The organism is Rhodococcus sp. WWJCD1, assembly GCF_002258735.1.
Classification (GTDB): domain Bacteria; phylum Actinomycetota; class Actinomycetes; order Mycobacteriales; family Mycobacteriaceae; genus Rhodococcoides.
On the sequence record NZ_NOXY01000011.1, the window covers coordinates 150,072 to 157,298 of the forward strand.

At 65.0% G+C, this 7,227-nt stretch carries 9 protein-coding genes; 6 read left to right on the top strand and 3 right to left on the bottom strand.

The genetic code is table 11. The features are described 5' to 3' along the window. The first annotated feature begins 38 nt into the window (after window positions 1–38). From CH286_RS07645 to CH286_RS07665, 5 genes are read left to right on the top strand one after another with little or no spacing between them, the layout of a single operon-like run. Window positions 39–218 carry a hypothetical protein gene (locus CH286_RS07645; protein WP_027495126.1) on the top strand — a complete coding sequence of 60 codons (180 nt, stop codon included), beginning with the start codon at window positions 39–41 and terminating at the stop codon, window positions 216–218. Then, a complete protein-coding gene (locus CH286_RS07650; RefSeq protein ID WP_037152512.1) occupies window positions 211–576 on the top strand; it encodes an Asp23/Gls24 family envelope stress response protein in 366 nt (121 codons plus the stop codon). The genes CH286_RS07645 and CH286_RS07650 overlap by 8 nt, the downstream gene beginning before the upstream one ends. Further along, the gene (locus CH286_RS07655; protein WP_094608841.1) at window positions 573–1,115 is read left to right on the top strand and encodes a DUF6286 domain-containing protein; all 543 of its coding nucleotides are present in this window, start codon (window positions 573–575) and stop codon (window positions 1,113–1,115) included. Before CH286_RS07650 ends, CH286_RS07655 begins: the two co-directional genes overlap by 4 nt. Further along, the gene (locus CH286_RS07660; RefSeq protein ID WP_094608842.1) at window positions 1,112–1,690 is read left to right on the top strand and encodes a hypothetical protein; all 579 of its coding nucleotides are present in this window, start codon (window positions 1,112–1,114) and stop codon (window positions 1,688–1,690) included. The genes CH286_RS07655 and CH286_RS07660 overlap by 4 nt, the downstream gene beginning before the upstream one ends. A gap of 53 nt (window positions 1,691–1,743) precedes the next feature. Further along, window positions 1,744–2,547 carry an SDR family oxidoreductase gene (locus CH286_RS07665; RefSeq protein ID WP_094608843.1) on the top strand — a complete coding sequence of 268 codons (804 nt, stop codon included), beginning with the start codon at window positions 1,744–1,746 and terminating at the stop codon, window positions 2,545–2,547. A gap of 1 nt (window position 2,548) precedes the next feature. Here CH286_RS07665 and CH286_RS07670 read toward each other — a convergent pair whose 3' ends face one another. From CH286_RS07670 to CH286_RS07680, 3 genes are read right to left on the bottom strand one after another with little or no spacing between them, the layout of a single operon-like run. Then, window positions 2,549–3,511, bottom strand: a complete 963-nt coding sequence (locus tag CH286_RS07670) for an endonuclease/exonuclease/phosphatase family protein (RefSeq protein ID WP_052058517.1) — start codon at window positions 3,509–3,511, stop codon at window positions 2,549–2,551. Window positions 3,512–3,525: 14 nt separating this feature from the next. Then, complete coding sequence (locus CH286_RS07675; protein WP_094608844.1) at window positions 3,526–4,824, bottom strand: lipase family protein; 1,299 nt, start codon at window positions 4,822–4,824, stop codon at window positions 3,526–3,528. A 60-nt stretch (window positions 4,825–4,884) separates the two neighbouring features. Further along, the gene (locus CH286_RS07680; RefSeq protein ID WP_255182601.1) at window positions 4,885–6,156 is read right to left on the bottom strand and encodes an HNH endonuclease; all 1,272 of its coding nucleotides are present in this window, start codon (window positions 6,154–6,156) and stop codon (window positions 4,885–4,887) included. 171 nt (window positions 6,157–6,327) lie between these two features. Here CH286_RS07680 and CH286_RS07685 point away from each other — a divergent pair. Continuing rightward, on the top strand, window positions 6,328–7,227 hold a 900-nt coding region (locus tag CH286_RS07685; protein WP_255182602.1), incomplete at its 3' end, for a TIGR04222 domain-containing membrane protein.

Genomic DNA, 7,227 nt, shown 5'->3' on the forward strand with positions numbered 1-7,227 from the left:
ACCGCTGAATCTGATACCTCTGACTGGAGATCAAGACCATGACCACTGCAACCATCGGTTTGTTCGTGGGACTTCTGCTGGCCATCGCCGCAGCAGCCGGCGGTTTCACCGGCTTCCTCATCGCCATCGTCCTCGGCGGCCTCGGCTTCTTCGTCGGACGCTACATCGACGGCGAACTGGACCTGAACTCGATCATGCGTGGTCGCGGTCGTGACTGAGACAGCGGTGGAGCCCGGTGAGCGAGGCTCACTGGAAATCAAGCACAAAGCCGTCGAGCGCCTCGCCGTTCTCGCAGCTCGCGGCACCGAATCGGTCACCGACCGCAACCCCGGGCTACGCGTCCTCGGCGGACGTGACCTGCCGAAGGCCGACGTGACGATCAACGGGACACGCGTCCGTGCGCAGGTTGCCGTGGCCGTCACCTGGCCGTCGCCACTGGCGAAGGTCGCCGCCAATGTCCGCGCGGCAGTGGCAAGAGATCTGTCCGAGCTGGGCATCTACACAGTCGACCGAGTCGACGTCACCGTCCAGTGCGTGCCCGCCGAAGCCACCGTCGAAGAAGGGAGAGTGCAATGAGCGAGAAGCCGAGCAAGAAGCCGGTGGCAAACCCTACCGCCGCTGTCCCTGCTGTTCTGTTCGCACTCCTCCTCATCGGTGCCGGGGTGGTCCTCGGCCGTGAGGCATTGCTGAAGCTCGGCGCCCTCGACGGGTCCGAATGGGTCGGCCCCGCGGCTACGCATCTGGATGGGCTCACCGCGCAGAGCTGGATGCTGCCCGGCGGCATCGCCGCCGTCGTCATCGGCTTCGTCCTTGTTTTCGTCGCCGTCCGCCCACGCCGACGCACCCATCGTGCTCTCACCGAACAAGATGTCTGGCTCCGCAAGGGTGACGTCGCCGCAGTGGCTCGCGCCGCCGCTCTCGACAACGTCGGAGTCGATTCCGCGACGGCCAAGGCCGGCAACAAGAAGGTCACCGTTGCCGCGTCCACCGTGACCGGCACCGACACCTCGGCCCTGAAATCCTCGATCGTCACCTCCGTGGACGATGCCCTCCGCCCACTCGCGTCGGCACCGAAAGTCCGCACCCGAGTGCGAACGACAGGACAAGCCTCATGAAGCGCGCTACCGCATCCCTCGACCGAACAAGTACGGCGGTCGTCGGGCTCGCACTGATCGCCCTCGGCGGTGGAGCCATCGCATGGGAACGCGGCAAGTTCCCCGGCCGCGAGCGAATCGATGCCGCGTTCGTCGACACCACCGTCGATGCAGGGTGGTGGCCCTGGGCACTCGGAGCAGCCGCAATCGTCCTCGTTCTTCTCGGACTCTGGTGGCTCCTCGCGCACCTGCCGCGCCGCTCGGTCGGCACTGTCGCATTTGCCTCCACAGCAGACTCCGACGTCGACGGCAGGCTCAGTGTCGATCTGACCACCGCCGCCAAGAGTGCAGCGAAATCTTTGGCAGCCCACGAGGGTGTTGTGTCCGCTTCCGGCCGCTCGGTGTCCGACCGTGGCGAGCGGGTCGTCGAGATCACCGCAACCCTCGATCCCGCGGAGACGTCACTCGACACGGTCTCCGCAGCGGCAGCACAGACGCGCAACGACATCGTGACATCGCTGGACGGCACCCCGGCTGCAGTGCGAATCCTGTTGCAGTGCGGCAAGTCTCGGAAGCAGTCCGCTCGCGTGAGCTGATCGGCTCACTTTTCCACTCCTACACCGAATCGTCATGCCGTACGCTGTACGGTATGACGATTCTGGTCACCGGTGCAACCGGCAATATCGGCCGCATACTCGTCGACCACCTTCTGGCCGCGGGACGAACCGATGTGCGAGCGTTGACCAACCATCCCGAACGCGCGCAGTTGCCCGCGGGCGTGGAGATCGCCGAGGGGTTTCTCGGTCGGGTGGATTCTCTGCCCGACGCCCTGATCGGTGTCGATCAGATCTACCTGGCTCCGTATCCGAGCACGATCGAACCTGTCCTCGAGCTCGCCCGAGCCGCGGGGGTACGGCATGTCGTCGATCTCGCAGGTCCACCCGAGAACTGGTGGTATCCGATCTCCGTGGCGGTCGAGAAATCCGGGATGCACTGGACTCACCTGTGGCCGGGCGAATTCATGGAGAACTCGACGATGTGGGCGGAGCGAATCATCGAATCCGGTTGCGTCCGTGAGCCGTTCCCCGATGCCGCCAATGCCCCGATAGCGATGGACGACATCGCCTCGGCGGCGGCGGCCGTTCTCATCGACGAACAGACGCATCACGGTAGATCCCATGTTCTCACCGGACCCGAAACCCTCACGCGCGTCCAATTATTGGACAGAATTTCCGGCGCTGTCGGCCGCCCCTTGACCTTCGAGACGGTCAGCCGACAGGAGACCATCGACGACTTGACTCCCAGCATGGGGGACTTTGCGATCACCTATGTCGACGGGCTCGAGTCCTCGGTGGACAATCCGCAGCAGGTCGACCGAACGCTGACCGAGATCACCGGCACCGCTACGACATTCGCGCACTGGGCGCGGCGCAACGTCCACTCGTTTCGCTGATCTACCGGTCGAACTCGATCTCTCCGATCAATCCGTGATGATCCGATCCCGGGAGATCGATTCTCTCCAGTGATCGAGCGTGTCCGCTGTTGGACAGGATGTGATCGATACCCACGACAGCGGGCGTGCCCTTGTCCGTGGGATACGTCGGCACCAAGCCCTTCCCCAATTGCGCTGCGGCGTCGGAGTATCCGGCATCGAGGAGGTTGCGGAACTTCTTGTGCGAATAGGTCGTGTTGAAGTCTCCGCTGACGATCACCGGTCCGGTGCCCGACACGGCCTCCAGATCGCCTCGGAGAGTGTCCAGTTCAGCGGTCCAGATGTCTGCCGGAGTGACGTAAGCGGGTCCCGGGTGCACGGCCAGTAGCGAGATCGGCTCCGAATCGGGGACCTCGATTCGGGTCGCAAGATTCACCGGACCGTATCCGACGAGTTCGCGATTGTCGGATATCGGCAGCCGACTGTAGATCCCGGCCCCACCGCCGCCCGTCACGTACGGCCGAAGGTAACTGTAGGGAAAGAGCTCTTCCATGCCTGCGTCACGCAGACCTATCACCGACTCGTCGGTCAATTCCTGAATTGTGACGACGTCGACGAAGTTCTCGCGCGCCTGACCGACCACAGCCGCCGGATCAGCGCGTCCCACCATCAAATTTGCCTGCATCACACGCAGCCGCACACCGTCGGAGCTCGGCACCGCGTCGGCCACGTAGAGCGGTGCGTACGACACTGCACCTGCCGCCAGCACGAGCGTCGAGACTCCCGCGAGAACCCAGCGCCGCCCGATCAGCGCCACGAGTGCGCCGAGTACAACAGCGATGAACATCAACGGAACGAACGACGCCAGTGCGATCAGCACGTTGACGCGGGTGTCGGTGTAGTACACGCCCAACGCCACCAGGCCGGTGAGGATGCCCAGAATCGCGATCGTGCCGGTGAGTATCCGTACCCAGGTTCGCTGCATCGGCCCTAGGGTAGCTACGCCCGGACGCCGATGGTCAATGCTCTGAACGTCGTCCAGGTCAGCGACACCAGACCACGAACCGCCGCGAGCGAGAACGCGGTGGACCACACCGTCCGCGTCGAGGGGCCGGGCACCGGCACGCCGGCAAACCGATCGGCCAGCCAATCCAGGGTGAGGGGCGCACAGAGCGGATGTAGCGACAGGTGCTCGCTCAGCCGATCTCGCAGGTACGTCACATGGGCACCGGCTTCGTTGTACCGCTCGACCTGCCCGTCCACGTCGTCGACGGCGATGATCTGATCGTGCACCGCCTGGATCACCAGCAGCGGAGCCGTCGGGGCAATGCGACCGGGCTGGATGTCGAGGAACACCTGCACGATTTCGGGCAACGCCAGCAGATCGGCCAGCGGGACGTCGATGTACTTGTCCAGATCGTGTCGGGCCAATCGGGTGACGGCCCGGACGGTCGTCATCGACTCGACGGAATCGAGAATGCGCATTCCGTCCTCGTTGACGTACTGGCGGATGACCCGGTCCAGGTCGGGGTAGGTACGCCGCAAGCCAGCCACCACCAGCGTCGGCAACGCTGCGTGCAGCGTCGCATTGAGCCGGGTGAATGCCGATCCCGGATCTCCGACGGGCGAGCCGAGAGCGGCACCGACCAACTCGATCTCCGGCGCGTACTCCGGTGCCATCTCCGCGGCCCAGGACGTCGCGAGGCCGCCGCCCGAGTAACCCCACAGCGCGACGGGCGTGTTGTCGTTCAATTCGAGTGGCTCGAACGACAGCGCCGCGCGGATGGCATCGAGCGTGCAGAAACCGGGTTCCTGCGGCGAACCCCAGTGCCCGTCGGGGCCCTCGTGGTCCGGGATCGAGATGGTCCACCCGCGACGCAGGGCATGCAGAACCAGCAGGAACTCGAACTGTGGAACGGCACCGACGGCCTTCGAGCCACGGCGAAGCGCGTACGACGGAAAGCACGAGGACGCGACGCCGTCGATGGCGCACTGATACGACAACAGGACCGGCTCGGCGTTCCGCGGGCGCAGCACCGTCGTGACGCTGGCCTGGGGAAGACCGCCCAGATCTGCGGTGCGGTACAGCAGCTGCCACGCATCGACTCGCTGGCGTACGCGACCGAACATCGCGACCTCGACCGGCCGTACCTTGAGAATCGTCCCGGGAAGCGCCGATTCATAGCCCGCGGGCGCGGTGTAGAACGGATCGTCCTCGGGCCTGGTCGCGTCGTTGCGGAGCGGTGCTCGTTCCACCGGCCAGGACTGTTCGTCCTCCATCGATCTGTCGACGCTCATATCCCACCGCTTCTTGTCCGAGTCTCTTCGTCACACTAACTTGCCCTCGACGACCCCATTTCATGCAGCCTGCTGCCAATTTGTGATCAGGACATCGGTCGCGTAGCTCAGGTCGAGGCCCTCACCGCCCCAGTTCGGGACGATGGCGTCGGGTGCGATGCCGCCGTACTGCCGCCTGATCTCGTCGGCGTCTCCCGACACGGCGGGAGCGTGGATGATCTCGGTTCCCGAGGGATGGCGAAACGAGAAGCATTGATCTCCACGGGCTTCGATGAAGAAGTAACCGTCGTGCAGCGCTCGATGATGCTCGCCGCACAGCAGCACCAGGTTGTCGAGCGTGGTCTCACCACCGCGCGAGCGATAGGTGACGTGATGCGCATGCATGAAGCGGGTTCGACCGCATCCCGGCACCGCACAGCATCGGTCTCGAATGATCAACTGGCGCATCTGAGTTCGGCTCGGGGATTTGGCAGTCGAACTCCACCGCACAGTCTTTCCCAGCCGGCCGTGGCCGACAGTACGCATGACTGCAGAACACAGCACCTGAGCCAGCGTTTCGTCGTCCAAACCTGGCCCGTCGTCGAAATGGGCATGATCGTGACCCGCTTCCTCCATACCACCGATGTGCACCAACACCTCTGCAGCAGGGGAGACAACCGGAGAGTCCAGTGCAGCGCACACCATCTCGGCCATCGCGATCATCGCCGGAACCGGATTGGGCGGCGCAGGGGCGGCTCGGTCGGCGTCCGCCTCGTCGCCGGTTCGGGTCCGCTCGTATTCGGCCCTGGTCAACGCGGCCAGAAACCGTTTCCCGTCCTCCGGCCGAAATCGCGCGCTGAACACGAGCGAGCCGTCGTTCTCGTCCCAGCGCCACCGCCCCACACACGGATCGAGGTCGACGCCGTTGCCCCTGGTCGGACGCGTCGCCTTCTTCAGACCACGGCACAGGCGCTCGATATGCGCGGCCGGCGCATCCAGTGCCTTCTGGAGCAGCGACGCCTCGTTCTCGGCCGTGGCCACACGCGTCATCGCGCGCACTTTGGAGTACGAGATCGTGCCGCTCAGATACGCCGACGTGATCAACGGCAGCTCCCGCATCGCCTTGGCCACCCGCACCTGCTCGCGGGCGGTGTGCAGATCGACTCCCGCCCGCCACGACAACCAATGCGCACAGGACCGCAGCTCCCATGCCGCCCATCCGCGTCGAGAGTCGAATTCGCCCACCAGGATCAGATACTGAGCCGACGCCGCAGCGATCTGACCTGCCAAAGCGCAGATTTCGGACTCGATTTGTTCGATCTCGGCCGACCCTGCCTCAACCATGTCGCTCATGAACGCCCCCATTCATCGAATGCATGTTCGACAACGGTACGACGGGGCACCGACAAGAACTTCAGGCAGACAGCACTTGCGTCCCCGCGGGGACGTTATTGCGCTTGCCTTCTGGCCGGTGGGCCCGATACTGACACCAGATGCTGGTTCCGACCGAAGGGTGGTGCAGCCGTGGGGACTACCGACACCTGGGGGATTGCCAGCGCAGACTTTCTGCGGTGGTATCTGCTCGCCGCGTTTCTCGCCGTGGCCCTGGTGCTGCTGAGCAATCGGCTCGCCTCGCACCGGTCTGTTCCCGCCTCTCCTACCGGGCGGGTGCTCACGCCGCCCGAGGTCGGGGCACTCACCAACGACACGCAGGCAGTGATGGCGTCGTTGGCGATCCTCCGAGGTGCAGACGTGATCGACTCCCGGGGCAGAGTGCGGCGCGCCCTGACCGCCACCGAGCGGACACATCTGGATTGGTTCACCCGCACCGTCCTCGAGCGACTCGGCAGCGGCAAAGCACCCCTGGTTCGATCCCGACTGGTGACGAACATGTCCGTAGCGTGCGCGCAGCTGCGGAGCCAGCTCATCGATGAGGGTCTGCTGCACGGGCGGTCCGAGCGTGGTGCATCGACTGTCCGTGTGTTCCCCATCTTGTTCGTCGCAGCCGTCGGATTCGTACGGGTGATCTCCGGCATTGCGAATGGGAAACCGGTGCTGTTCCTCGTCGGCATCATCTTATTGCTGCTGCTCACACTCCCGTTCGTTCGGCGTCGACGCCGCCGCACCGCACAAGGAGACGCGGAACTCCGACGCCTTCGCGTCGAGAACGACTATCTCTCACCGCGCTCTCGTCCGTCGTTCACCGCGTACGGGCCGTCACGAGCGGGCATGTCGGCTGCACTCTTCGGAGCGGGGGCTCTGCTGATGCTCGATCCGGCCATGGCGGGTGCCCTCAGTTATGGCTCTGCCCAGGCCGGCGGAGCCGCATCGTTCGGTTTCGGCGGTGACAGTGGTGGCGGTAGCAGCGGTGACGGAGGCGGCAGCAGCTGCGGTGGTGGAGGCGGCTGTGGCGGCGGGGGTGGG

Bases quoted from the DNA above. Each gene is read 5' to 3' on its own strand.
- CH286_RS07645 (WP_027495126.1), top strand. From the start codon at position 39: ATGACCACTGCAACCATCGGTTTGTTCGTGGGACTTCTGCTGGCCATC.
- CH286_RS07655 (WP_094608841.1), top strand. From the start codon at position 573: ATGAGCGAGAAGCCGAGCAAGAAGCCGGTGGCAAACCCTACCGCCGCT.
- CH286_RS07660 (WP_094608842.1), top strand. From the start codon at position 1,112: ATGAAGCGCGCTACCGCATCCCTCGACCGAACAAGTACGGCGGTCGTC.
- CH286_RS07665 (WP_094608843.1), top strand. From the start codon at position 1,744: ATGACGATTCTGGTCACCGGTGCAACCGGCAATATCGGCCGCATACTC.
- CH286_RS07670 (WP_052058517.1), bottom strand. From the start codon at position 3,511: ATGCAGCGAACCTGGGTACGGATACTCACCGGCACGATCGCGATTCTG.
- CH286_RS07675 (WP_094608844.1), bottom strand. From the start codon at position 4,824: ATGAGCGTCGACAGATCGATGGAGGACGAACAGTCCTGGCCGGTGGAA.
- CH286_RS07680 (WP_255182601.1), bottom strand. From the start codon at position 6,156: ATGAGCGACATGGTTGAGGCAGGGTCGGCCGAGATCGAACAAATCGAG.